This window comes from Pseudomonas sp. GW460-12-10-14-TSB1 (genome assembly GCF_017349775.1).
Lineage (GTDB): Bacteria > Pseudomonadota > Gammaproteobacteria > Pseudomonadales > Pseudomonadaceae > Aquipseudomonas > Aquipseudomonas piscium.
Map to the genome: position 1 here is coordinate 1 of NZ_JACNAC010000017.1, position 23,588 is coordinate 23,588.

A 23,588-nucleotide genomic window follows, 5' to 3' on the forward strand; every position below is an offset into this window, starting at 1 on the left:
GCCCAGTTGATCCCCAACGCCCTCGGCGATGTCCTCACCCCGTCGGTGGTCAGCCTCGATGAAGACGACAGCATCCTGGTGGGCAAAGCCGCGCGGGCCCGCCTGACAACCCACCCGGAACGCACGGTCGCCGCCTTCAAGCGCTTCATGGGCAGCGACAAGCGCCTCGAACTGGGCGGCCGGTCGTTCAGCCCAGAAGAACTCTCGGCGCTGGTGATCGGCTCGCTCAAACAGGATGCCGAAGCCTTTCTCGGCCATCCGGTGCAGGAAGCGGTGATTTCGGTGCCCGCCTACTTCAGCGACGAACAACGCAAGCGCACGCTATTCGCCGCCGAACTGGCAGGCCTGACAGTGTCGCGGCTGATCAACGAGCCCACCGCGGCCGCCATGGCCTACGGGCTGCATGAACAGAAGTTCGAACGCACGCTGATCTTCGACCTGGGCGGCGGCACCTTCGACGTCACGGTGCTGGAATACGCGCTGCCGCTGATTGAAGTGCACGCCTCCACCGGCGACAACTTCCTGGGCGGCGAGGACTTTACCGAGGCCTTGCTGCAGGCCTGCCTCAAGGACTGGCAACTCACCCCGGCGCAGATCGACGCCCAGGGCATGGCCAGCCTGGGTGACGCCCTGGAACAGCTCAAGTGCAAACTCGCCGACGGCACTCAGTCACTGAGCTGGCGTCATGAAGACCGGTCATATGCATGGACGCTGGACGAAGCGCTGGCGCTGAAGATCTGGGAGCCGCTGCTGGCCCGCTTGCGGGCGCCCATCGAACAGGCCCTGCGCGATGCCCGCCTCAAGCCCCGCGACCTCGACAGCCTGGTGCTGGTGGGCGGCGCCACCCGGATGCCGGCGGTGCAGCAAATGGTCGCCACACTCTTCGGACGCCTGCCTTACCGCCACCTCGATCCGGATACCATTGTCGCGCTGGGTGCGGCCACCCAGGCCGCCTGCAAGGCCCGGGACGGGGCCATCGAAGAATTGATCCTGACTGACGTCTGCCCCTACACCCTGGGGATTTCGACCAGTCGCGGCGAACAGGTCAGCGGGGCCTTTTCGCCGATCATCGAGCGCAACACGGTGATTCCGACGTCACGGGTGCAGCAGTTCTACACCACGCATCCGCACCAGGCGTTTATCCGCATTGCGGTATACCAGGGCGAGCGGCCCTGGGTGCGGGACAATATTTTCATCGATTCCTTCGACGTGCCCCTGACGCCCAGCGAACAGATCCAATCCCTGGACGTACGCTTCAGCTATGACATCAACGGCCTGCTCGAAGTCGACGTCACACTGCTGGCCAGCGGCGAACGCCATAGCCACAGCATCGACCGCAGCCCCACCGGGCTCGATGCGCAATCCCGGCAGGCCAGCCATGAGCGGCTGACCGCGCTGAAAATCCACCCCCGCGACGCCCTGCCCAACCGCACCCTGCTGGCCCGTCTGGAACGGGCGTGGATGCAAAGCCTGGGCGACGAGCGCGAGCGCATCGCCGACTGGCTGGACACCTTCACCGCCGTGCTCGGCGGCCAGCAACCGGCGGAGATTGCCAGCCATCGAACCCAGCTGAACAAGGCGCTGGATCAACTGCGTCTCTAGCCGTTGAGCCGCCGTAAGCTGGCCTGCAAACCACCGGGCAGCGCGTCCTCACCGGCGCTGTCCGGCGGTACACCATAGCGGTTTGGCAGCTGGTCGCCGGGAAAGGCGAACAGCACCAGCGGCAGAAACGGAAAGAACGCCGACAGACAGCCCAGCACCAGCAAGGTCGGGATGCCGCGGCCGATGTCATGCAGCCGGCGCAGAGTGGCGCCGAGCAAAAGCACAATGCCCAGCAACAGCACGGCGATCCCGGATGTCGACTCACCACTGAGTAACGCAACCACCGGGGCGGCCAGCACAGTGCCCAGCACCTGCCAGATGAACGCCCCGCGCCCCAGCCGCGTGCCCAGCCGCCAGAAAGCCGTAGCCGGCGTCGGACGGCTATCGCCCTTGGCCAGCAGCAGACGTTCGCTCCAGGACAGCAGCGCACTGAAGGCAAAGCGCAGGCCACGTCCGTGTTCCGGGTTGTCCTTGGCCCGCTGCATGCGCAGCAGCACTTTCTGCCGAGGCACACCGGCACTGCCGTAACGCACCAGCCCCTTGAGCACATCGAGGGCCAGGTAAAACGCCTCGCTGTCGATCCCTTCGTCTTCGGCCAGCGTCTGCTGCGGCGGCCGTGGCGGCTCGCCCTTGATCAAGCCGTGGCGGAAGCCGTCGAACCAGTCCTGGGGATTGGTGATCTCGGTAATCCGGTCGAGCAGATATCGACGCTGCTGCGCATCGATCACCGGGTCGTGATAGAGCACGCCACTCAAGAGCATGCGCCCGAGCAAATCGTCGGCGAACGCATGCAGGTCACTGCGCAGGCATGCGAACAGGCGCTCATTGCTCAACAACCGCGCACTGTCGAGCGCTTCCTGGACACCAAGCAACTGCCGGTCGAGCAAGGCATGCAGCGGGTCGTCCAAGTGCAGCCAGCCGAGCAAAGCGCTCAGGTCGCCCCGCTGGCGCTGTAACTGGGCAAGCTGCGGCTGCAGTCGGCTGAGCGGATGGGACGAATTGAGCACCAGACGCTCCAGGCACTGCGGGTCGATCAATTGCCACCAGCGTTCCGGCTGCCCCAGCAATGCCATCAGGAACAGCGTATGGGCGTACCAGTGCCAGACCGCCTCTCCCGTCCCTGGTGGCGGCAGCACTACGCCGCGCTGGCTCAGTTCAAGCAGCAGGTTCAGTTCCGACACATCGCTAGCGGAATCTGTATCGCCCAATTCGAAAGACTCGGCGATACGCTCCAGGGCGACGTGAGCGTAGGGGCGCAATCGGCGCAGCCACAAACGGCAGATCTGGTGCGGCTCACCGGTCGTCAGCGCATCGGCCAGTTGCGCTGAAGCCGCCCCCTCATCGATGAAGGCTTTCATCGCCAACGGAATCGGCGCCTGGCTCAACCAGCGCAGGTGCTGCCCGGCCTGGTCCTTGAACCCGCTCAGCACCAGAGCTTCGAGGGCATCCAGCGGCTGCGGCTCGTCCAGCACCTGTTGCAACAGGTCTGCTGCGCCACGGTGCAAGGCCCAGGCATGCCGGTACAGGCGCAACAACCGGGTGTCGGTGTTCTGGCCAAGCAACTGCGCCAGCAAGGGCAACTCGTCGCCGGTCATCCGCCAATCGATAAAGGCCCGCGCCAACCCCTGCAGCTCGAGCCGGCCAACGCCGAGCCAGCGGATCAGCGTCTCGGGACGTTGTGAAGGGCTGCCATATTCCTGGGTGACGTGGGCGAGATCGGTGGACCAGTCGCTGAAGTTCTCCAGACGATCAAAGGCCTGAATCAGCAACGGTAAAAAGTCCGGCTGACGTTTGGCGCACAACGCCAGCAATTGGCTCTCGGCCTTGGGATGACGATGCTCCTGCCAAAGCCGGACCCAGCAAGGCAAAGCCTGATCGTCCAGCCCCAGCAGGCTGTTCTGGCACGCCAACAGGTACAGCCAGTCCACATCATCCGGCGCTTCGCGCTGCTGCTCGACGCACAACTGCAGCAGCCCCGGACCACCGATACCGGCCTGGGTGAATTGCACCAGCAGGCGCTTGATGAAGACTGCATCGTTCGGTAACGGCAGGCAGGTGTGTTGGCTGGCGAAGCCTTCGTACTCATGGAGCGGTCGCCGGTCGAAGATGAAATCGAGACTGCGCGCATACCACAGGCTTTCGGTCTGCGCCGGTTCCGACCAGCTCCCCATCAGCGCGGTATCGAATGGGTCCGGGGTCTTGATCCGGTCCAGGTAGTCCTCGACATGACGGGCCTGATCGAAACCCAGCTCCAGCAACTGATGCTCCCAGCCCATGCGCTGGGCCAGCAGGCCAGCGCAACGGTAGGAAAGCGGCCCGGCGTTGGCCGTCCGCTGGAACAACTCCCAGCGCAGGTCATCGAGCATGCCGAGCGGCAGTTGATCCAGTGTCTTGATAAAGGCCTGCCAGGCATCCGGATTGAAGCGGCGTGCCGGATCACTCAGCAGCGCATCAAAGTCGAGGACGGCTTGCGCGGGCTCCGGCTCGCTCTCCTGAGCCCCTTCAAGCTCCTGCTCGTTGTCGCGCATCTGCCGCAGAGCACTTTCGTAGGCCTGGCGCAGTGCCTGGAACCCTTCGGGATCGGTCTCCGGGTGATGCTCCGGCAGACGGGCACGATAGGCATTGCGAATCAGCGTTTCATCGGTGGTAGGGTCGATGCCCAGCTTTATCCAGCAACTCATGACCAGTCGAACTCCTCTAACGACGCCGGACGCTGCGGCAAGTCGAGATCCAGGTGCCAAGGCAAGTCAGCCAGACAATCCGGCATGTTTTGAGCGAGCCCCCGGGCGATCATCTGGCTGTTGGGGTTCTCCCCTTGTCGATCCAGCTCGTAAGCCAGCTCATCATCGCTATTGCCCAGGCAGCCCCAGAACGAGCGGCCAATCAGGAATCCATTGAAATAGGCGAACCAGCTGCCGTAGTGGTATTGCGCCCTGACCGCCAGCCGGCTGTGCAGCCACAGGCTCTCGGCCAGATCGATCCACTGGTTGCGCACACCGCAACGCAAGAGAAACCCCATGCGCCCGTAATCCCAGGCCAGAATCCCGCCTGGGCCACAGGCACCAAAGGTACGGCTGGCAAACTCATGCAGGATGCGTTCACGGGGTTCGAGCGTCTCGAGCAGGGCCTGCCATTCGCTCGGCAGATAACGCTGCCAGGCGCGATACGCGTCGTCGAGGTGGGTGGCATGACCGTTGTCAGTCATCTTTTCCAGCATGCCCAGCAACTGCCGTCGGTCACTGATGCCCCAACTGCCTTGCAGGTCGATGGATTCCGGGCTGGGGTAGAACGCGGGGTTGTCGTATCCGGCGCGAGGGTTGAGCGCAACCATCGGCGCAGAGAGGCTCCACAGCCAGCGCTGTTGTATCTCGTCCATGAAAAAGGCTCCAGGCCGACCAGTGAGGAATGGGAGGTCGGCAAAACTGCGGCGGATTGTAGAGAAAGCGCCACAACGCGGCAAAGGCGAACGATGATTTTTCCGGGCATAAAAAAGGCCCCGACTTGTCGGGGCCTTTTTCAGCGACTCAGTGCTCGATCAAACGCCTGTGTGGCGGCGCATGGATCAATGCTGCAGCGCTGGCTTCTGCGTCCCATTGATAGGGATGCGTTTGGCTTTCGCCTCTTCCGGGATCACTCGCAACAGGTCGATGCTCAACAGACCGTTGCTCAGGCCGGCGGCCTTGATCTCGATGTGATCGGCCAGGCGGAAGGACAGCTTGAAGGCACGCTGGGCGATGCCCTGGTGCAGGAAGGTGACGCCTTCGTTCGGGTCACGCTTGCCGCCACTGATGGTCAGCACGCCCTTCTCGACTTGCAGCTCCAGGTCTTCTTCCTGGAAACCGGCGGCGGCCACGACGATGCGGTATTGGTCGTCACCGTGCTTTTCGACGTTGTAGGGCGGATAGGTGCTGCCTGGCTCATTGCGCAGGGCGGTTTCGAACAGGTCGTTGAAACGGTCGAAACCCACCGAGGAACGGAACAGTGGCGCGAGGGAAAATGCAGTACTCATGATTCAAATCTCCTGAAAACAATCAGCAAGTTTTTTGTCTCCGCGACCCGAATTCGGCATCGCGTAACCCTTAGATAGGGACCGCCGATTGCATTTCAAGAGACTTTTCGCAGATTTTTTCAGGCCGCCTCTGCCACCGGCAAACCCAGCAAACGCGAGACTTGATCCGGCTCGGTTTCGCGGCGCAGGACGGTGAACAGCTCCACCGCCTCGGGATAATTGCGGGTCAGCATCGCCAGCCACTGCTTCAGGCGGCCCGGCGATTGGCGAGCGGTCATCTGCGCCTTGGCTTGCAGCCAGAAGTCCTGGATCAGCGGCATCAGCTCGGCCCAGGTCATCTCGACCACCTCTTCCCCGGCCCGCGCGGCGGCGATTTGCCGGGCCAGGTCCGGACGCGACACCAGGCCACGACCGAGCATGATGTCTTCCACGCCGCTGATTTCGCGACAGCGGCGCCAGTCGTCGACGCTCCAGATATCGCCGTTGGCGAACACCGGCACCTTGACCACGTCCTGCACCCGCGGAATCCACTCCCAGTGCGCCGGCGGCTTGTAGCCGTCGACCTTGGTCCGCGCATGCACCACGATATGTTCCGCGCCACCTTCGGCCAACGCCGTGGCGCACACCAGCGAGCCATCCGGACTGTCGAAGCCGAGGCGCATCTTGGCGGTCACCGGAATGTGCGCAGGCACGGCACGCCGCACATGCTCGACGATCTGGTTGAGCAGCTCCGGCTCCTTGAGCAGTACCGCGCCGCCACGGGACTTGTTGACGGTCTTGGCCGGGCAGCCGAAGTTCAGGTCGATGACTTCGGAACCGAGCTCACAGGCCAGCGCAGCGTTTTCCGCCAGGCATACCGGATCGGAACCCAGCAGTTGCACCCGCAGCGGCACGCCGGAGGCAGTCCGGGCGCCATTCAACAACTCGGGGCCGAACTTGTGGAAATAGGCCGGCGTGAGCAACTGGTCGTTGACCCGGATGAACTCGGTCACGCACCAGTCGATACCACCGACCCGGGTCAGCACATCCCGCAGGATGTCATCGACCAACCCTTCCATGGGCGCCAAAGCAATTTGCATGAATCACACTCAACGTAAAACACGGTAAAAAAACGTGCAGCAGTTTACTGGGTTTCGCTGGGGAGCAGGTATTTCAACGGGTGGATGGTCACCGGCGGCGATGAAACCATCGCCGAAGGTTCAGCTCGCGCCTTGCAACGCCGGTCCATAACCTTCGAGAAACTCCGCCGGCATGCGCTTGGGCTTGCCGCTGGACAGCTCGATGCAGACAAAGGTGGTCTGGGCCCGCAGCAAGGTCGCGCCATCGCTCGGACGCACCAGCTGGAAACGCCGCGACATCTTCAGGCGCTGGTCCCAATCGACGATCCAGGTCGCCAGTTGCAGTTCGTCGCCTTCATAGGCCGCCGCCAGGTAGTCGATTTCATGGCGCACCACCGCCATGGCCCGATCCAGGCGGCGGTACTCGCTCAGGTCCAGGCCCAGGCGCTGGGAATGACGCCAGGCGCAACGTTCGAGCCAGGTGACATACACCGCGTTGTTGGCATGCCCCAAGCCGTCGATGTCTTCAGCACCCACCTGCAGATCGATGATAAATGGCGTTGCCAGATCCCAGCCCATGCCCCACTCCCGGTCAGATTATTCGACCGGGGCAGTGTAACGGATTGCTCAGGCGGATTGGCGCGCTTGCAGGCTGCGGCCGGCCAACAGCGTCAGCACGCCCTCGATCACACGTGGGTCGGCCAATACGCGCTGATGACCGCCCTCCTTCAGGCGCAACAAGCGGCTGTCGAACCAGGCGTCGTGGATCAGCTCGGACTCCTTGACCGGGACAAAGTTGTCGTCTTCGGCATGCACGATCAACCCGGGCATATCCAGTTGGTAGTGCGCGACATCCATAGCGGCGGCGCGCATGCCAACATCCTGCTCCACCTGGCGGATAAAGACCGAGCGCGCCTTGGGCGGCAGGCGCACATAACGGGCGAAGCCGCGCAATACGCCAAGTATCCGCGCCGGGGCGGCGATACTGACCAGGGTCTCGGTACGCAAGCCCAGTTGCACCGCCAGCATGGCGCTGGCGCCGCCCATGGAATGGCCGATGACCGCGCGCAGCGGCGGCAACTCCGCGGCGGCTTCGAGCATGGCCCGGGCAAACAGCATCACATTGGCCTCGTGGCCGGGAGAACGTCCGTGAGCGGGACCATCCAGCGCCACAACGCTGTAACCGGCTCCCACCAGCGCATCGATCAGGCTGGCGAACTGCGTGGGACGCCCTTCCCAGCCGTGCATCAGCAGCACCGCCGGCCCCTGGCCCCAACGCAATGCCGAGAGCCCGAAACGCAAAGTGATGCGCTCCGAACGCGCCAGCAGCGGCAGCTCCCAGTCACGCGGCAGATGCTCGCGCGGCGTCATGAATGCCAGTCGCATCTTGCTGGCGACCAGCTTAGGTGCGACCCAGCCCAAGGTGCCGTTAACGCCACGAACCCAACTTAACGTGCTCATCGCCTCTCTCCTCAGGCCAGGGCCTCAGGTCATAGCACCGCCGACTTGGCAGCGCGCAGTAAACGGTCCGACAGCTCACCGGCTCCCAGGGCCCGGGCCAGGGACAAGCCACCCACCATCAGGGCCAGGTCGGCCAGGGCCTTGTCGATGTCTTCAGGGGTGGTCGCCAACTGAGCCAGCATCAGCTCGATGTGTTCATTCAGGACTTTGCGGAAATCGTCCGGCAGGCGCCCCATCTCACCCACCGATGCGGGAATCGGGCAGGCCTGCTCGGTGGAATCGCGGTGCTTGCGCGACAGGTAGAACGCCGCCACCAGCGCTCGCCGCTCTTCGCCGGTCAGCGACGCATCCATATCGGCAATCAGGCCCCGGCGATGGGCCAGCAATTGACTGAACGCCTCCAGCATCAGAGCGTCCTTGCTTTCGAAATGCGCGTAGAAGCCACCGACCGTCAGGCCCGCGGCACCCATCACTTCACCCACGCTCGGCTCGGCCGGGCCACGCTGCACCAGCGCGGAGCTGGCGGCCTGGAGAATGCGTTCGCGGGTTTGAGCTTTTTTATCGTTCATCGTTGCCTCCGAATATTACGATCAAAATATTATTCTCATAATAATTTTTCGCAAGTCGTTAGTGTGACCGTCGGTCAGAAGAACAGTTTGGGGAAAAAGGAAGACTTGGCCAAACGCCAGACAAACAAAAGGGCCATTCAATAATTGAATGACCCTTATAAATCCCGCAGAGCGGGTAATCGTGGCGTCCCCTAGGGGACTCGAACCCCTGTTACCGCCGTGAAAGGGCGGTGTCCTAGGCCACTAGACGAAGGGGACACAAACCCTTCTATACAACTGATCAGTGCTGAGAGCTGATCGATTCAAGGCCGGTGTGGCCAGACCTTGAACTGTAAAATTGGTGGAGCTAGACGGGATCGAACCGTCGACCTCTTGCATGCCATGCAAGCGCTCTCCCAGCTGAGCTATAGCCCCAGATTTTTCGCCTCGCGGCGGAGCGACATCTTGTAACATCGCTTCTGTAAAACTGGCGTCCCCTAGGGGACTCGAACCCCTGTTACCGCCGTGAAAGGGCGGTGTCCTAGGCCACTAGACGAAGGGGACGCAAACCCTTCTATACAACTGATCAGCGCTGAGAACTGATCGATTCAAGGCCGCTGTGGCCAGACCTTGAACTGTAAATTGGTGGAGCTAGACGGGATCGAACCGTCGACCTCTTGCATGCCATGCAAGCGCTCTCCCAGCTGAGCTATAGCCCCTCATCGTTGATGTCATCGCTGAGGACGGGGCGAATCTTAAGGGCGTATCGGAAGGCTGTCAAATTTTTTTTCAGCTTTTTTTAAAAAAATTTGCCGGCATAACAATCACTTACCGCCCTCCCCCGTAAATCCGGGGCTTTTGCAGACCGTTGTGCCCTCCGCCAACGACCGCAATTTCACTTCTTGCGCAGGTCCGCGGGAGCCAGCATGCCGGCTCCCGCGAATCAGAGTGCTGAATCAGGCGATGGCGCCCAGCAGCTTTTCCCACTCTTTGTTTTCTTTCTTCGACACGCCACCCAGCAGGTCGATGGCCTGGCGCAGACGGAAACGGGTCAGGTCCGGCCCCAGGATTTCCATGGCATCGAGCACCGAGACCGAGCTGGCCTGACCGGTGATCGCGGCGAACATCAGCGGCATGGCATCACGCAGCTTCAGCTCCAAGGACTCGACCACGGCCTGGATGGTCGCGGTGATGCTGTCCTTTTCCCACTGACGCAGGCTTTCCAGCTTCCACAGGATCAGTTGCATCAATTGCCGTACCTGGTCGCCCGAAAGCTTCTTCGACTCGAACAGCTTGGCATCCGGGGTCACGCCACCGGCGAAGAAGAACCCAGCCAGCGGTGCGATCTGGCTGAAGGTTTCCACCCGGCCCTGCACGTGCGGCGCGATCTTCATCATGTACTCGGGGTTCAGCGCCCAAGTCTGCACGCGGCTGGCGAACTCTTCCACCGGCAGGTCGCGCAGCCACTGGCCATTGAGCCACGACAGCTTCTCGATATCGAAGATCGGCCCGCCCAGGGAAACACGCGACAGGTCGAAGTTGTCGACCATTTCCTGTAGCGAGAACTTCTCGCGCTCGTCCGGCATCGACCAGCCCATGCGGCCCAGGTAGTTGAGCATGGCTTCCGGCATGAAGCCCATGCGCTCGTAGAAGGTCACCGAGGTCGGGTTCTTGCGCTTGGACAGCTTGCTCTTGTCCGGGTTACGCAGCAGCGGCATGTAGCACAGCTGCGGCTGTTCCCAGCCGAAATACTCGTAGAGCAGAATCAGCTTCGGCGCCGAAGGCAGCCATTCTTCGCCACGCAACACGTGGGTGATGCCCATCAGGTGGTCGTCGACCACGTTGGCCAGGAAGTAGGTTGGCAGGCCATCGGTCTTCATCAGCACCTGCATGTCCATGCGATCCCACGGGATCTCGACATCGCCACGCAGCATGTCCGGCACCACGCAGACACCTTCGCTCGGCACCTTCATGCGGATCACGTGGGGTTCGCCAGCGGCCAGGCGACGGGCGACCTCTTCCTTGGACAGCAGCAGCGCGCGGCCGTCGTAGCGCGGCGTCTCGCCACGGGCCATCTGCTCGGCGCGCATCTGGTCCAGCTCTTCGGCGGTGCAGAAGCACGGGAAGGCATGGCCCATGTCGACCAGTTGCTGGGTGTACTTCTGGTAGATCTCGCTACGCTCGCTCTGCCGGTAAGGGCCGTGCGGGCCGCCCACGTCCGGGCCTTCGCTCCAGTTGATGCCCAACCAGCGCAAGGCGTCGAAAATCTGCTGTTCGGACTCGCGGGTCGAACGCAGTTGATCGGTGTCTTCGATGCGCAGGATGAACTCACCGCCATGCTGCTTGGCGAAGCAGTAGTTGAACAAGGCGATGTAAGCGGTACCTACGTGGGGATCCCCGGTAGGCGATGGCGCGATGCGCGTGCGGACGGTGGTCATGGCATGTCTCGGAAAGAATATGAAAAGCAAGGATCAAACAAGAGGCGAATGGTAACAGGCGATGCCGGCCCCGCTCCAGTGAGCGGGGCATTTAAGCCAGGGTCGAGGCTACTCGAGTCACTCGGGCCGCTGAACCACCGATTATCCGCCCGTGGCATTTACCACTGGGCGCCAGCATGCTGGCAATTCTGCTGACCAAGGCGCTACCGACGGGGATCAAGGCCGGAGAAGCGTCTTAATGGCTTGCGACGCTCGCTGGATTGCGTCGCGGAGCATGAAACGAATCTGTAGCGGTTGCAGATCAGACCGTCAGCAAACGCTCGCGCAGCTTGCCGATTTCGTCGCGCATCTGTGCCGCGGCTTCGAACTCCAGGTCGCGGGCCAGCTGGTACATCTTCTCTTCGAGCTGGCGAATGCGCTTGGTGATCTCGCTGGGCGAACGCAGTTCGTTTTCGTAACGGGCATTTTCCTCGGCGGCCTTGGCCATGCCCTTGCGCTTCTTGCTGCGCGAACCGGGCACGGTGGCGCCTTCCATGATGTCGGCGACGTCCTTGAACACGCCTTTGGGGATGATGCCATTGGCCAGGTTGAAGGCGATCTGCTTGTCGCGACGGCGCTCGGTCTCGCCGATCGCCCGCTCCATGGAGCCGGTGATGCGGTCGGCGTAGAGAATCGCCCGGCCGTTGAGGTTACGCGCGGCACGACCGATGGTCTGGATCAGCGAGCGCTCGGAACGCAGGAAACCTTCCTTGTCCGCATCGAGAATCGCCACCAGCGACACTTCCGGCATGTCCAGGCCTTCGCGCAGCAGGTTGATCCCCACCAGCACATCGAAGGTACCCAGGCGCAGGTCGCGGATGATCTCGACCCGCTCCACGGTGTCGATGTCCGAGTGCAGATAACGCACCCGCACACCGTGATCGGCGAGGTAATCGGTCAGGTCCTCGGCCATGCGCTTGGTCAGGGTGGTCACCAGCACCCGCTCCTCCACGGCCACGCGCTTGGTGATTTCCGACAGCAGGTCATCGACCTGGGTCAGCGCCGGACGCACTTCCACCTGCGGGTCCACCAGACCGGTCGGGCGTACCACCTGCTCGACCACGCGGCCGGCATGTTCGGCCTCATAGTTGCCCGGCGTGGCGGAGACGAAAATGGTCTGCGGGCTGACCCCTTCCCATTCGTCGAAGCGCATCGGCCGGTTGTCCAGCGCCGAAGGCAGGCGGAAGCCGTACTCCACCAGAGTCTCCTTGCGCGAACGGTCGCCTTTGTACATGGCGCCGACCTGCGGCACGCTGACGTGGGATTCGTCGATCACCAGCAAGGCGTCCGCCGGCAGGTAGTCGTACAGGGTTGGAGGCGCCGCCCCGGCAGGACGCCCGGACAGGTAGCGCGAGTAGTTTTCGATGCCATTGCAGTAGCCCAGTTCGAGGATCATCTCCAGGTCGAAACGGGTGCGCTGCTCCAGGCGCTGGGCTTCCACCAGCTTGTTGTTGCTGCGCAGGTATTCCAGACGCTCCTGCAACTCGACCTTGATCCCCTCGATGGCGTCCAACAGGGTTTCCCGCGGCGTCACGTAGTGGCTCTTGGGATAGAAGGTGAAACGCGGCAGCTTGCGGATCACCTCGCCGGTCAGCGGGTCGAAGGCGGAGATGCTTTCCACCTCGTCATCGAACAGCTCGATGCGGATGGCTTCCAGGTCGGATTCCGCCGGATAGATATCGATCACATCGCCGCGCACCCGGAAGGTGGCGCGGGCGAAATCCATGTCGTTGCGGGTGTATTGCAAGTCGGCCAGGCGACGCAACAAGGCGCGCTGGTCGAGCTTGTCGCCGCGATCGACGTGCAACACCATCTTCAGATAGGTTTCCGGGCTGCCCAAGCCATAGATGCAGGACACCGTGGTGACAATGATCGCGTCCTTGCGCTCCAGCAGCGCCTTGGTCGCCGACAGGCGCATCTGCTCGATATGGTCGTTGATCGAGGCGTCCTTCTCGATAAAGGTGTCGGAGGACGGTACATAGGCTTCCGGCTGGTAGTAGTCGTAGTAGGAAACGAAGTACTCCACCGCGTTGTTCGGGAAGAATGCCTTGAACTCGCCGTACAGCTGCGCGGCCAGGGTCTTGTTCGGCGCCAGCACCAGGGTCGGGCGTTGTACCTGGGCGATCACGTTGGCGATGCTGAAGGTCTTGCCCGAGCCGGTCACACCGAGCAGTGTCTGGTGCGCCAACCCGGCCTCGATACCCTCGACCATCAGGCGGATGGCTTCCGGCTGGTCGCCGGCGGGCTGGAAGCGGGTAACTAGCTGGAATTCAGACATAACGTACCTCTGGGTTCACTCCAGCGCGACGCCGCCGCACAGGAACGAGAAAGACCGCAAACGACGAGTGTCGCAGGGAAAATACTGGATTGTGCTGGATGTGGAGGCAAATTCCACAGCTTTCAAGGTAAAGGTCCCAAGCCCCTCTACGACTTTGCTGTTGCAATAAGACTAACGGTCGAAAAATAAACCGAAAAACTTGCCGGAAAAGCCCTTTCAGCTGTCGCCGCGCACAGTGATGTGCCTCTATACTAGCTCCCCGTTTGTGCACCGCTCTAGTGCATTCGGCTGGAGCGCGACACGTCCCTCCACACTCCATTCAGAGCCGCCGTAATAATGAGCCTGTTCTCCGCTGTCGAAATGGCACCACGCGATCCTATCCTGGGCCTCAACGAAGCATTCAACGCCGATACCCGTACCAATAAGGTCAACCTGGGGGTCGGTGTTTACTGCAACGAGGAGGGGCGAATTCCACTCCTGCGCGCCGTTGTCGAAGCCGAGACGATCCGCGCCGCTCAACATGCCTCCCGTGGCTACCTGCCGATCGACGGTATCGCCGCCTACGACCAGGCCGTGCAGAAGCTGCTGTTCGGCAACGACTCGCCGCTGCTGGCCGCCGGTCGCGTGGTCACCACCCAGGCCGTCGGCGGTACCGGCGCGCTGAAGATCGGCGCCGACTTCCTCAAGCAGCTGCTGCCTGACGCGGTCGTGGCCATCAGCGATCCAAGCTGGGAAAACCACCGCGCGCTGTTCGAAACCGCTGGCTTCCCGGTGCAGAACTACCGCTACTACGACGCCGCCACCCACGACGTGAACCGCGTCGGCCTGCTGGAAGACCTGAATGCGCTGCCAGCCCAGTCGATCGTGGTCCTGCACGCCTGCTGCCACAACCCGACCGGCGTCGACCTGAGCCCGGAAGACTGGAAAAACGTGCTGCAGGTGATCAAGGCGAAAAACCTGGTGCCGTTCCTCGACATGGCCTACCAGGGCTTTGGTGACGGCATCGCCGAAGACGCCGCCGCCGTGCGCCTGTTCGCCGAATCGGGCCTGACCTTCTTCGTCTCCAGCTCGTTCTCCAAGTCGTTCTCGCTGTACGGTGAGCGCGTTGGCGCCCTATCGATCGTCAGCGAATCGAAAGAAGAAAGCGCGCGCGTGCTGTCGCAAGTCAAACGCGTGATCCGCACCAACTACTCCAACCCGCCGACCCACGGCGCAAGCATCGTCGCCGCCGTGCTCAACAGCCCCGAACTGCGCGCCCAGTGGGAAGCCGAACTGGCCGAAATGCGCCTGCGGATCCGCGGCATGCGCCTGCAAATGGTCGACCTGCTGGCCAAGGGCGCGCCACAGCGCGACTTCAGCTTCGTCGCCCGTCAGCGCGGCATGTTCTCCTACTCCGGCCTGACCGTCGAACAAGTGACGCGCCTGCGCAACGAGTTCGGCATCTACGCCCTGGACACCGGCCGCATCTGCGTGGCCGCGCTGAACCAGAGCAACATCGACGTCGTGACCAAGGCCATCATCCAGGTGATCTGAGCCACGCACGGTGAATGAAAGGGGGAAGCCTGCGGCTTCCCCCTTTTTTTGTGCGCCGCCTTTGAAAGCGCAGTGCCTGGACGGCTTTATCGCAAGCAAGCTCGCCCCTACACTGAATTGCGCGCCCCTCCTCCCTATCGAGAACTCCCCATGAGACACGACGACCTGCGAGCCGACCGCGACGAACTGGACCACTTCCCCCGCCCGCAGAAACGCGAAAAGAACCTGGTCCTGCAAATTGCCCTGGGAGTGTTTTTCGGCGGCCTGGCGCTGTGGCTGGTACAACTGGCCGCCACCTCGCTGGCCGCGAAATTCATGCTGGGCACCTTTACCTTCGGCGGTTAAGAGCGCTCAACCGGCCAGTTCAGTGAGCGCTGGCTGGCGGCAGAGCGCGAGAAACCACTGCCGGGGCGCCATGGTAGACCTGTGCCGCGGTTCCGGTAACCGCCAATGGCCAAATAGCCGCGGATTGGCGTCATGACATGGGCCAACCGAGTTCACTCAAGCGAAAAACTGTTTTGGGATGCTTGACTTCTCCTTTTTAATCAGTAAGATACGCCGCATTCCGCGATAGCTCAGTTGGTAGAGCAAGTGACTGTTAATCACTGGGTCCCTGGTTCGAGTCCAGGTCGTGGAGCCATCTTCCTACACTGATTGGCCAGCAACACTTCCAGGAGCGCCCTGCTCCTACGGCGAATCTGCTCAGCGTCACCCTCCCTAAGATCGATTCACCGCATGCCAGATCGGCATGCGGATACGCGTTTGTGCTGCGCCCGACCCTAGCCTGCCTACGATTGCCTGATGCCAGCACCTCAAGTAGGCTGTGCCTCTTCTCACGCCAGCCGTCACGACTCATGTTTTTCCCCGCACAGCCCCATCACAGCTTTCTCTCGATGAGCCCATCGCAGACCTTCGCGATGTCGCAATCCGACTGCGCGATCAATCGACGCCGCCGCAGCGTGCTGTTCGCCTTCACCTTCTCTCCCCACGCCTGCCCCCCAGCGTTGCGCCCGAACCCGGCGCGGACCTGATGCCGCAGCGGCCCTTGCCTGCCGCGCACTGATCCATCCGCCGCTTTGCGCCGCAGAATCCTGACCCGACCTACGCCTGCGTAGGCCGAACCGGAACCCTGCCCGAGTAAAAGCGCCGCGCCACAGCAAACCCTCTTTGAGCGCCCGATCCATCGGGTACAGGTGTCTTCCATGAACAAAACCCTGTTGGCCGCGCTGATCCTCGGCATCTCGATTGTCGGCCTGAGCATCGGCTCCACCGTGCCGGTCATTGCCTTGCGTCTGTATCAGGCCGGCGCCTCGAACACCCAGATCGGCATCATGTCGGCCCTCCCCGCCGCCGGCATGATGCTCTCGGCTTTCCTGGTGAACGGCCTGTGCCAGAGACTCAGCCGCCGGCAGATCTACCTGCTGTGTTTCAGCTTGTGCGCCCTGAGCATTGGCGCCCTGGAAATCCCCGGGATCAGCCTGACCGGCCTGGGGCTGGCGCGGATCGCCATGGGCTTCGGCGCCGGGCTGATCATCATCCTGGGAGAAACCTGGGTCAACGAGATGGCCGCGGACACCGTGCGCGGGCGAGTGATTGCGGTCTACACCACCTGCTTCACGGTGTTCCAAATGATTGGCCCCGGCCTGGTGGCCCTGCTCGGCACCGAGGGTCCGGCAGTGATCGCCAGCGTCAGCGCAGGTTACCTGCTGGCCATCGCGGTGATCTGGCTGACCCTGCCACACCAGCGCCCTGTCGCCGGACATGCCGAGAACCAGAGCTTCTCGGTACTGGGCTTTATCCGGGTGGCGCCGGCGCTGTGCGTGGGCATCCTGTTCTTCGCCTTCTTCGATACGGTGATTCTCTCGCTGTTTCCGGTCTACGCCGCGACCCACGGCTACGCCATCAAACTCGCGGCGCTGATGGTCAGCATCATTCTGCTGGGGGATGCAGCGTTCCAGTTTCCCCTGGGCTGGCTGTCGGACAAGGCCGGACGCGCCGCCATCTACCTGGGCTGCGGCGTGGTGTCGTTGGTGATCGGCCTGGGGTTGCCATTGCTGATGAACTACCCGGCGCTGCTCTGGCCGAGCCTGGTGATACTCGGCGCGGCGGCCGGCGGGGTGTATACCCTGGCGATCATCCTGATCGGCCAGGCGTTCAGCGGCCCCGACCTGGTCACGGCCAACGCCAGCGCGGGGTTGTTGTGGGGAATCGGCAGCCTGCTGGGGCCACTGGTCAGCGGCGCGGCCATGAACGGTGGCACCCACGGCCTGCCCTTGACGCTGTCGGCGGCGGCCGCCGTGGTGGTGCTGTTCGCCTTGTCGCTGGTCCGGCAAGGGCTGCCGGACCGGGTCACGGAGTAGCCAACCAGGCCTGGACCGATTGCGTCCAGCCTGGCGACTCAGCCCTAGACCTTGCTGATTTCGACCGCGCCCGAGGCATGGGCCGAGGGCTGATGGGCAGCCGGAGAATGCTCGCCATGGGAGGTATCCACCACCGGGATCTCATTACCCTCGGCATCGTGCAGCTTGCCGCCGCTGAAATAATCACCCTCGCGCAACACCGCCAGGTCCTGGTAGCGCAGGGTCCGCTCGGACGCCACGGCGAACACCGATTGCTGGTCCGAGTTGCCCAGGGTGAAGTGGTTGAAGGTCAGGTTCAGCGCGATGGCCATGATCGCCGACGAGCTGATGCCGGAATGGAAAATGGTGGCGAACCAGCTTGGGAAATGGTCGTAGAAGTTCGGCGCGGCGATGGGAATCATGCCGAAGCCGATCGAGGTGGCGACGATGATCAGGTTGACGTTGTTGCGGTAGTCGACCTTGGACAGGGTCCGGATACCGCTGGCTGCCACGGTGCCGAACAGCACGATACCGGCACCGCCGAGCACCGAGGTCGGCACGGCGGCGATCACCCGCCCCATGAACGGCAGCAGGCCGAGGATCACCAGGAACACCCCGCCGGTGGCCACCACGTAGCGGCTCTTGATCCCGGTCACCGCCACCAGCCCGACGTTCTGGGCAAAGGCGCTCTGGGTGAAGGAACCGAATATCGGCGCGATCATGCTCGACAGCATGTCGGCGCGCAGACCGTTGCCCAGGCGCTTGGAGTCGACCTTGGTGTCGATGATCTCACCCACCGCGAGGATGTCGGCCGAGGTTTCCACCAGGGTCACCATGACCACAATGCACATCGACAGGATGGCGGCGAAATGGAAGGTCGGCATGCCGAAATGAAACGGTGCCGGGAAGCCGAACATCGGCCCCTGGGTGACCATGGAAAAATCGGCCATGCCCAGGAACACTGCGATGATCGTCCCCACCACCATGGCCAGCAGGATCGACAGCCGCGAGATGGTCGCGCTGCCAATCTTGCTCAGCAGCAACACCAAGACCAGGGTGATCGCCGCCAGGCCGATATTGGCCATGCTGCCGAAGTTATCCGCATGGCTGTTGCCACCCATGGCCCAGCGCGCGGCCACTGGCATCAGGGTCAGGCCGATGGTGGTGATCACGATGCCCGTGACCAGCGGCGGAAAGAACTTGGTGATGCGTGAAAACACCGGAGTGATCAGCAGACCGATCAACGAGGCGGCGATCACCGCCCCGAGAATCGACTGGAAGCCCCCTTCGCCACCGCTGCTGACAATCGCCACCATGGTCGCCACACCCGAGAAAGACACGCCCTGGACCAGCGGCAGCTGACAGCCGAAAAACGGCAAGCCAAGGGTTTGCAGGAGAGTCGCCAGGCCACCGGCGAACAACGACGCCGCGATCAGCAAACCGATGTCCGCCGGGGCCAGGCCGGCGGCCTGGCCGACGATCAAAGGCACCGCAACGATACCGCCATACATGGTCAGAACATGCTGCAGGCCGTAGGCCATATTCGCGCCAAGACCCAGGTTTTCATCTTCAGGCCGTTGCGGTGAAACGGAGGGCGTTTTCATGGTTGGGGGGTTCCCTGGTTTTTGTTATGGGGCACACTGTATTCAACAGTAGAGACAAATGTCTATAGAGTTGTATACACTTTATTCGGTGCCACCCAACCTCATAAACTCGCGACATCCGATAGCCATCCCCTGCCTTTCACCTCCCGAACACCGCGTCAGACACCCTGATAGAATCCCCGCCTCCAAGGGCGCCCACCCAGGCAACGCCCTTCGTCTACGCATGGAAGCGCTTGAATGAATCATCTATGGCAAACCTTTATCCTCGCCTATGGCAGCTTCCGCACAGTCATAGTGCTACAGGGCTTCGCGGTTGCAGTATTCGGAGCCTGTTTCGCCGATAGCCTGTGGCAAGGGTTCTGGTTTGCCCTTGGGGCATTCGCCTTGTTCGTCAGCGGCGGCCTGCTGTTTGGCTTTCTGCCCATGGCGCTGGTGTTTACCCCGCTGTACGCCCTGCTCTGCGCCAAGGGCCTGGCCAATTGGCTCAGTAGCCTGCTGCTGGGATTGACGATTGCTGGAGTACTCTGCCTCCACCCAGCCTTGCGCTTGCTGATGCCGCTCTGGCTGCTGGACAGTGCGTTGATTGCGCTGCTGACTCACTGGACGTATCGCCGCCAGCTGAAAGATGGTTATGAGCAGACGCCTTTATGGCATTGACCCTGAGCTGCCTCGTTATTCGGTATTCGCCTGTCAGGGATTGTGGTGGTGTCGCTCAACAGACAGCCGCCCGGAGACGCCTGAGGGCTTTGCTCAGCCAGGAAGGAATCGCCACGTGAACAGATGCCTCTCGATCTTGATCGGCCCTACGTTGTTGACGCTGGCGTCCAGCGCCCAGGCCGCGCTGGTCTGCGGCGATTTCCTGGCACAAATCGGCAACAAACCCGCCTATATCGAGTTCCTCGAATGTCACGCCGAACCCGAGTTGCAGACCAAGCCGCTGCGCGCCACCTATCGCCTGGCGGGGCGTGATGCCCAGGCCGCCGAACGCTACCTGGACGAGCAGTTCCAGATGCCGCCCCTGCAGCGCTCCTGTTGCGTCTGGGATGCGCCACCAGGCTTCTACCGCGACCCGCGCAGCCAGCTGGGCTACAGCCTGTTCATGGGGTCGGCGGAAACCTTTGTCGATCGCCGCGAAGCCTGGGGAGATATCGACTATTTCTATCTGACTATCGACCTCGACACCGAGGAACCCTGAAGCCCGGGGCAATCAGGCCGGTTGCGGCAGCGCGAGCAATTCGCCGAAGACTTCGCGCAGCCGCGGATGCCGCGGAACCCGAATGGCGAACTCGTTCTGCAACAGGGCAATCAGTTCGTCGGGGTCGGTGATCTGCCGCCGCTCGCTGTCCTGGCCCTGGCAATGCACGGCGTAGCTGCCGTTGTGAAGGGTCCGGCGCAGGCCTGCCCCCGTCAGCGCGACCTTTAGTTGACCGAGAAACGGCGAGTTCTTGTGGGTCGACACGAACCAGTTACCCATTTCGTAATCCACGGCTTCCTGCCGCTGCAGGTCGAATACATACATCGCCCGCCATTCGCCGGCGACCTTGGCGCGCAGGGTGTAACTGCCGTCACGCTCGGTGATGCGATAGGGCTCATGGGGCGTGGCCTGCTCGTCCTCGGTATCGAGCAGCAGCGGCGCGGTGGGCACCATGCCGCCAAAGCCGACATCCGAGACATAACGCACGCCATCCAGGGTCAGCAGCACCAGGCGGTGAGCACGCGCGGACCAAGCATCTTCCGGCCCGCCCATCACCACCCGCCCGGTAATGCCGCGCGCCTCGTAGCCTAGGTGCTGCAACAGCACCTGGTACATCTGGTTGAGTTCGTAGCAATAGCCGCCACGGCCCTCATGCAGGACCTTGTGTTCCACCGAGGCCAGGTCGATCGGCACCGGCACGCGCAACAGGGTCGACAGGCTTTCGAAGGCGAAGGTGCTGGTATGGCGCAACTGCAGCTCGCGCAGGGTCGCCAGGGTCGGCGGCGGCGCGCTGTCGTAGCCGAGCCGTTGCAGGTAAAGCGCGAAGTTCATCAGGTGGGGCTGACTCATGGGGTTGTCCTTATGCATGAGGTGTCGCGTATCGGCGCTATGTATAAGCCATAAAAGCCCCGAACCGACAATTGATTTGGCCAATATCCCTGCTCGAAACAGCCCATTAATGGACCTTGCCGAGGCCCCTCCTTCACCGCCGGAAAAACCTGCCATATCAATCAGAAGTCGAGCAACGCACTCCTGCATCCGGAGGCGCAACAGACAGGAATCGCGCGTCATGAACCAGACTGAGGCAACGCCTCGAACACCAGCAGGGTTACCCGGATTAGAACCGAGTGCCCGGAGGCATAGACAACAGGCTGTCAGCGATCCGAGCGGGCCAACGGTTGGCTGACGCTCTCGACTGCCACCTGATTGCGCCCGGATTTCTTGGCCTGGTACAGCGCGGCATCGGCGTGCTTGAGAAAGGCTTCGATGCTGTCGCGCCCGTTCGGCACGAAGCAGTAGCAACCCAGGCTGAGGGTGACCCGGCCGAAGGGCGAGCCGGTATGCGGGATGTTTTTCTCCATGAGGCTGCGACGGATCTGCTCGGCCATGGCGAGAGCGCCCGGTATCTCGGTGTCGGGCAACAGGACCACGAATTCCTCCCCGCCATAACGCACCGCCAGGTCGGCCTTGCGCTGGCAGCAATCCCTCAGCACCTGCGCCACCTCGGCCAGGCACTGGTCCCCGGCGACATGGCCGTAGGTGTCGTTGTAGCGCTTGAAGAAATCGATATCGAGCATGATCAGGCTCAGCGGGCTCGCCTGCCGCCCTCCGCGCCCGAACTCGGTTTCCAGCGCCCGCTCGAACAGCCGGCGATTGGCCAGGCCGGTCAGGCTGTCATGGGTCGCGATCACTTCCAGCGCCGCCTGCGCGGTCCGCAGGTCAGCCTCGATGCGCTCGCCGTTGCGCACCTGATGCACGAAGACCCAGCCGAACAGGCCGATTCCCATAACCACCAGGGCGACAATGGCGCTGGACTGGTAGGCGCTGGCATACCAGTCCTTGAGGACCGCATCCTTCGAGCTGGCTGCGCCGACCACCAGCGGGTAAGCCTCCAGTTGGCGATAGCCGTAGAGGCGCATCTTGTTGTCGACCAGCGAACTAATCATCGCAGTGCCCGAAGGAGACCCGGGCAAGTACTTGCTGAAAATCTCCCCGCGCGCCAGGGACGCGCCGATCTGCCGCTCCTCCAGCGGGCGCCGCGCCAGCAAGGTGCCGTCGGACAGGGCGAGGAACATGCTGCCGTTGTCATCGATGTCGAAGCTTTTGAAGAACTGGTCGAAATAGGCCAGCCTGATGCCGGCCATCAATACGCCTTCGAAATTGCCCTGCCTGTCATTTAGGCGCCGCGACAGCGGAATGATCCACTCGCCGCTTTCCCGACTGCGGATGGCCGGGCCGACATGAGCCAGCAAGGAGGTGTTCTGCTGATGGAAGCGGAAGTAGTCCCGGTCGACCACCCCCTCGCCAAGCGGTAGCTGATTGGACGAGGTGACGACCCACTGCCCCGCCTGATCAAACAAGTACAGGCTATGCAGTTGCTTGAGCGCCAGAGCCCTCTGCGCAAAGATCTTCTGCAGGAAAGGCTTTTGCGCCGGGCCATAACCATCCTTCTGAATCCAGTCGGCCAGGCTGGCCAGCACCAGATCGGCCTCGACGAAAGTATCTTCGGCCTGCTGCGCCATGGCCCGGGCCAGGTTCGACGAGGCGACCTGCGCCCGCGCCATATCGTAGTGGTAGGACTGCGCCAGCTGCAGATAAAGCAGGCCGCACAGGCACAGGCAAACCATCGAAATGAATACCACCGCGGCCTTGAGCAGCGGGAGTCGCTTCAAGGTTCGGTCGGAAGAGTCGTGAGGATCGTGAATCGGGATAGGCAAAGCATCATCCTGGCAAGGTAAGGCATGCGATGCAGCCGGGCGCCGTTAAGTGGCCAATCCTAAGAGGTAATACCGGACAATTCAGGGTGGCACCTTCTGAAAATGTAGAGCATTTTTCTGATGCCCATCAGGGATATATAAGAAACACCTGGTCACAATACAAGCACCGTTATCCAGCAGATGGTCGTGAATCGCTGGTCACCGTCCGCCAAGGTAAAGTACCTTCCGAGACTACACTTACCCTCACATCACGATAGGAAGTCGGAATGAGTAAGGTCGATGAACTCGCCGCAAGGCTGAAACAAAAACAGGACAGCTGGGCCAAGGAAGACATCTCGGCAGACAAGGCTATCGAGCTGTGGCCTGCACAGGTCTATGAGATGTACCACCAGGTCGAGACCTGGCTGACCCCCTTGTCAGAGGTCGGCCTGAATATCCGGCGCGTCCCCACTCGCGTATTCGAGAGCCACCCCTCTGGCGCCACCTTCAATTACGCCATCGATCAACTGCTGATCGAGGGCAACCATAAAAGCATCCTCCTCGACCCCATCGCCCGCTTCACTACGGGTGGCGCCGGGCATGTCGAAATCCACGGCAAAGGCCCGGAACGCTACATGCTGCGCAACGGCAGCGAGCATGGAGAGGGACACTGGCTGATCCAGACGGTTCCCGGCTCGGGCAAAACCAGGCCGGACCCGCTCGAACTCAATGAAGACACCCTGCTGTCGGTGATCCAGGAAGGCCTGGATCTCTGACCTCCGCTCAAG

At 62.3% G+C, this 23,588-nt stretch carries 19 protein-coding genes and 5 tRNA genes; 8 read left to right on the forward strand and 16 right to left on the reverse strand.

Annotation, left to right across the window (positions count from 1 at the left end; genetic code table 11):
- Positions 1-1,602, forward strand: a 1,602-nt coding sequence (locus J4D52_RS12750; RefSeq protein ID WP_207272129.1) for a molecular chaperone HscC, incomplete at its 5' end; no start/stop codon positions are given.
- Here the strand turns inward: J4D52_RS12750 and J4D52_RS12755 are convergent.
- The 13 genes from J4D52_RS12755 to uvrB form a co-directional block, all read right to left on the reverse strand.
- On the reverse strand, positions 1,599-4,283 hold the full coding sequence (locus J4D52_RS12755; protein ID WP_102676856.1) for a DUF805 domain-containing protein: 2,685 nt from the start codon (positions 4,281-4,283) through the stop codon (positions 1,599-1,601). The two genes, J4D52_RS12750 and J4D52_RS12755, sit on opposite strands and share 4 nt — an antisense overlap.
- Positions 4,280-4,978, reverse strand: a complete 699-nt coding sequence (locus J4D52_RS12760; protein WP_102676857.1) for a DUF1266 domain-containing protein — start codon at positions 4,976-4,978, stop codon at positions 4,280-4,282. Before J4D52_RS12760 ends, J4D52_RS12755 begins: the two co-directional genes overlap by 4 nt.
- A 186-nt stretch (positions 4,979-5,164) precedes the next feature.
- Positions 5,165-5,611: an Hsp20 family protein gene (locus tag J4D52_RS12765; protein ID WP_025804182.1), complete on the reverse strand. Its 447-nt coding sequence runs from the start codon at positions 5,609-5,611 to the stop codon at positions 5,165-5,167.
- A gap of 119 nt (positions 5,612-5,730) precedes the next feature.
- Positions 5,731-6,690, reverse strand: a complete 960-nt coding sequence (locus tag J4D52_RS12770) for a tRNA-dihydrouridine synthase (RefSeq protein WP_025804183.1) — start codon at positions 6,688-6,690, stop codon at positions 5,731-5,733.
- 120 nt (positions 6,691-6,810) lie between these two features.
- A complete protein-coding gene (locus J4D52_RS12775; RefSeq protein ID WP_007922008.1) occupies positions 6,811-7,248 on the reverse strand; it encodes a thioesterase family protein in 438 nt (145 codons plus the stop codon).
- A 48-nt stretch (positions 7,249-7,296) separates the two neighbouring features.
- The gene (locus J4D52_RS12780) at positions 7,297-8,130 is read right to left on the reverse strand and encodes an alpha/beta fold hydrolase (RefSeq protein WP_025804184.1); all 834 of its coding nucleotides are present in this window, start codon (positions 8,128-8,130) and stop codon (positions 7,297-7,299) included.
- A gap of 29 nt (positions 8,131-8,159) precedes the next feature.
- Positions 8,160-8,699, reverse strand: coding sequence for a TetR/AcrR family transcriptional regulator (locus J4D52_RS12785; RefSeq protein ID WP_025804185.1), 540 nt, complete (start codon positions 8,697-8,699; stop codon positions 8,160-8,162).
- 182 nt (positions 8,700-8,881) lie between these two features.
- Positions 8,882-8,957: transfer RNA gene (locus tag J4D52_RS12790), tRNA-Glu, on the reverse strand.
- 80 nt (positions 8,958-9,037) lie between these two features.
- Positions 9,038-9,113: transfer RNA gene (locus J4D52_RS12795), tRNA-Ala, on the reverse strand.
- Positions 9,114-9,166: 53 nt separating this feature from the next.
- Positions 9,167-9,242 (reverse strand) — tRNA-Glu (locus tag J4D52_RS12800).
- Between the two features lie 79 nt (positions 9,243-9,321).
- A tRNA-Ala gene (locus J4D52_RS12805) sits at positions 9,322-9,397 on the reverse strand.
- A gap of 237 nt (positions 9,398-9,634) precedes the next feature.
- Positions 9,635-11,116, reverse strand: a complete 1,482-nt coding sequence (gene gltX / locus J4D52_RS12810; RefSeq protein ID WP_025804186.1) for a glutamate--tRNA ligase — start codon at positions 11,114-11,116, stop codon at positions 9,635-9,637.
- A gap of 301 nt (positions 11,117-11,417) precedes the next feature.
- Positions 11,418-13,433 carry an excinuclease ABC subunit UvrB gene (gene uvrB / locus J4D52_RS12815; protein WP_102676858.1) on the reverse strand — a complete coding sequence of 672 codons (2,016 nt, stop codon included), beginning with the start codon at positions 13,431-13,433 and terminating at the stop codon, positions 11,418-11,420.
- Between the two features lie 336 nt (positions 13,434-13,769).
- Between uvrB and J4D52_RS12820 the strand changes: the two genes are divergently transcribed.
- From J4D52_RS12820 to J4D52_RS12835, 4 genes are all read left to right on the forward strand, one after another.
- Positions 13,770-14,966, forward strand: a complete 1,197-nt coding sequence (locus J4D52_RS12820; protein ID WP_053278183.1) for an amino acid aminotransferase — start codon at positions 13,770-13,772, stop codon at positions 14,964-14,966.
- Positions 14,967-15,116: 150 nt separating this feature from the next.
- Complete coding sequence (locus J4D52_RS12825; protein WP_023968605.1) at positions 15,117-15,311, forward strand: hypothetical protein; 195 nt, start codon at positions 15,117-15,119, stop codon at positions 15,309-15,311.
- Positions 15,312-15,530: 219 nt separating this feature from the next.
- Positions 15,531-15,606: transfer RNA gene (locus J4D52_RS12830), tRNA-Asn, on the forward strand.
- A 562-nt stretch (positions 15,607-16,168) separates the two neighbouring features.
- Positions 16,169-17,326 carry an MFS transporter gene (locus J4D52_RS12835; RefSeq protein WP_102676860.1) on the forward strand — a complete coding sequence of 386 codons (1,158 nt, stop codon included), beginning with the start codon at positions 16,169-16,171 and terminating at the stop codon, positions 17,324-17,326.
- A 44-nt stretch (positions 17,327-17,370) separates the two neighbouring features.
- Here J4D52_RS12835 and J4D52_RS12840 read toward each other — a convergent pair whose 3' ends face one another.
- Entirely contained in the window at positions 17,371-18,909 is a 1,539-nt protein-coding gene (locus J4D52_RS12840) for a nucleobase:cation symporter-2 family protein (protein ID WP_102676861.1), read from the reverse strand.
- A gap of 237 nt (positions 18,910-19,146) precedes the next feature.
- Here J4D52_RS12840 and J4D52_RS12845 point away from each other — a divergent pair, with 237 nt between their 5' ends.
- Both J4D52_RS12845 and J4D52_RS12850 read left to right on the forward strand, forming a co-directional pair.
- Complete coding sequence (locus J4D52_RS12845; protein WP_102676862.1) at positions 19,147-19,566, forward strand: hypothetical protein; 420 nt, start codon at positions 19,147-19,149, stop codon at positions 19,564-19,566.
- A 115-nt stretch (positions 19,567-19,681) separates the two neighbouring features.
- Positions 19,682-20,104, forward strand: coding sequence for a DUF4952 domain-containing protein (locus J4D52_RS12850; protein ID WP_102676863.1), 423 nt, complete (start codon positions 19,682-19,684; stop codon positions 20,102-20,104).
- Positions 20,105-20,116: 12 nt separating this feature from the next.
- Here the strand turns inward: J4D52_RS12850 and J4D52_RS12855 are convergent, their stop codons facing one another.
- Both J4D52_RS12855 and J4D52_RS12860 read right to left on the reverse strand, forming a co-directional pair.
- The gene (locus tag J4D52_RS12855; RefSeq protein WP_102676864.1) at positions 20,117-20,953 is read right to left on the reverse strand and encodes an arylamine N-acetyltransferase; all 837 of its coding nucleotides are present in this window, start codon (positions 20,951-20,953) and stop codon (positions 20,117-20,119) included.
- A 305-nt stretch (positions 20,954-21,258) separates the two neighbouring features.
- The gene (locus J4D52_RS12860) at positions 21,259-22,821 is read right to left on the reverse strand and encodes a sensor domain-containing diguanylate cyclase (protein ID WP_102676865.1); all 1,563 of its coding nucleotides are present in this window, start codon (positions 22,819-22,821) and stop codon (positions 21,259-21,261) included.
- 266 nt (positions 22,822-23,087) lie between these two features.
- Between J4D52_RS12860 and J4D52_RS12865 the strand changes: the two genes are divergently transcribed.
- Entirely contained in the window at positions 23,088-23,576 is a 489-nt protein-coding gene (locus J4D52_RS12865) for a hypothetical protein (RefSeq protein WP_025804195.1), read from the forward strand.
- Positions 23,577-23,588 lie beyond the last annotated feature (12 nt).

Bases quoted from the DNA above. Each gene is read 5' to 3' on its own strand.
- J4D52_RS12785 (WP_025804185.1), bottom strand. From the start codon at position 8,699: ATGAACGATAAAAAAGCTCAAACCCGCGAACGCATTCTCCAGGCCGCC.
- J4D52_RS12775 (WP_007922008.1), bottom strand. From the start codon at position 7,248: ATGGGCTGGGATCTGGCAACGCCATTTATCATCGATCTGCAGGTGGGT.
- J4D52_RS12820 (WP_053278183.1), top strand. From the start codon at position 13,770: ATGAGCCTGTTCTCCGCTGTCGAAATGGCACCACGCGATCCTATCCTG.
- J4D52_RS12770 (WP_025804183.1), bottom strand. From the start codon at position 6,690: ATGCAAATTGCTTTGGCGCCCATGGAAGGGTTGGTCGATGACATCCTG.
- J4D52_RS12845 (WP_102676862.1), top strand. From the start codon at position 19,147: ATGAATCATCTATGGCAAACCTTTATCCTCGCCTATGGCAGCTTCCGC.
- J4D52_RS12840 (WP_102676861.1), bottom strand. From the start codon at position 18,909: ATGAAAACGCCCTCCGTTTCACCGCAACGGCCTGAAGATGAAAACCTG.
- J4D52_RS12765 (WP_025804182.1), bottom strand. From the start codon at position 5,611: ATGAGTACTGCATTTTCCCTCGCGCCACTGTTCCGTTCCTCGGTGGGT.
- J4D52_RS12755 (WP_102676856.1), bottom strand. From the start codon at position 4,283: ATGAGTTGCTGGATAAAGCTGGGCATCGACCCTACCACCGATGAAACG.
- J4D52_RS12855 (WP_102676864.1), bottom strand. From the start codon at position 20,953: ATGAGTCAGCCCCACCTGATGAACTTCGCGCTTTACCTGCAACGGCTC.
- J4D52_RS12760 (WP_102676857.1), bottom strand. From the start codon at position 4,978: ATGGACGAGATACAACAGCGCTGGCTGTGGAGCCTCTCTGCGCCGATG.
- J4D52_RS12835 (WP_102676860.1), top strand. From the start codon at position 16,169: ATGAACAAAACCCTGTTGGCCGCGCTGATCCTCGGCATCTCGATTGTC.
- J4D52_RS12825 (WP_023968605.1), top strand. From the start codon at position 15,117: ATGAGACACGACGACCTGCGAGCCGACCGCGACGAACTGGACCACTTC.
- uvrB (WP_102676858.1), bottom strand. From the start codon at position 13,433: ATGTCTGAATTCCAGCTAGTTACCCGCTTCCAGCCCGCCGGCGACCAG.
- J4D52_RS12780 (WP_025804184.1), bottom strand. From the start codon at position 8,130: ATGAGCACGTTAAGTTGGGTTCGTGGCGTTAACGGCACCTTGGGCTGG.
- J4D52_RS12865 (WP_025804195.1), top strand. From the start codon at position 23,088: ATGAGTAAGGTCGATGAACTCGCCGCAAGGCTGAAACAAAAACAGGAC.
- gltX (WP_025804186.1), bottom strand. From the start codon at position 11,116: ATGACCACCGTCCGCACGCGCATCGCGCCATCGCCTACCGGGGATCCC.